The sequence below is a fragment of the Vibrio sp. 1249-1 genome, assembly GCF_033340495.1.
This window is the reverse complement of the sequence record NZ_JAWOWJ010000384.1, coordinates 1-793: the sequence shown is the minus strand read 5'-3', so window position 1 is coordinate 793 and position 793 is coordinate 1. Positions and strand designations below refer to the sequence as shown.

The following is a 793-nucleotide window of genomic DNA, read 5'->3' as shown; positions in this document are numbered from 1 at the left end:
CCACACCACCCGACACGGTAAATCCATTCTTCGTAACTCGTCGTGATCGTTCATCAATCGCTTTTTTGACTCGTTCGAGAATGTGCTTCATCCCTTCAATATCTTCATCGTATATCGCGAGAATAAACTCTTCGCCACCAAAGCGAGATGCGACGTCACTGTGACGAATGTTGTCTCGGATGCACTTCGCGACCAGTTGAATCGCAGAGTCACCTACATCATGGCCGTAAGTATCATTGATAGTCTTAAAGTTATCGATATCGAGGTAAAACACCAATAGCGGTGTTTGGCTTTTGATCAGTTGCTCTAGGCGCTTGGTGAAACCAAATCGGTTATACAGTTTGGTTAAAGAGTCGATATGAGAATCTTCACTGGAGGCTGACGACAGGTGTTTTGGTGTGTCATCCGCATCTTGGATAAGAATAATTTGAGATTCACTGCCTAGAATTGCCGTCGAGTCCGCATGCAATTGGACTTTGCGCTCAAATCCGCAACGCGCGCTAGTCAGGCAAAGAAACGGTTTGTCCGAAATAAGCGTGCTGAGTCGGTGACTGAAAACTTTTTTGGTGTTTTCGTCGATGAACAGACGAGAGAGCTCTTCACCGAGCAGCTCGTGAGGGGAGTTAAGCCCAAGCAAACGAGCCGAGGCAGGGTTTGCTGAGATGATGGTGTCATCTTCAATCAGCAGCAGGCCATCGGGCAATAGTTGGGTCAGCTTGGCAAATTTGTTTTCGGCTTCTTCCAGAGAGCGGACAAGAATTTGCTTTTCGGAGGTGTCGACGGCGTGAAACAC

Annotated in this window: 1 protein-coding gene; it reads right to left on the bottom strand. The window is 47.5% G+C overall.

The annotated features are described in order from the left end of the window. A partial coding sequence (locus tag R7Z50_RS26515) for a sensor domain-containing diguanylate cyclase (protein ID WP_318149616.1) occupies nucleotides 1-793 on the bottom strand: 793 nt, incomplete at both ends.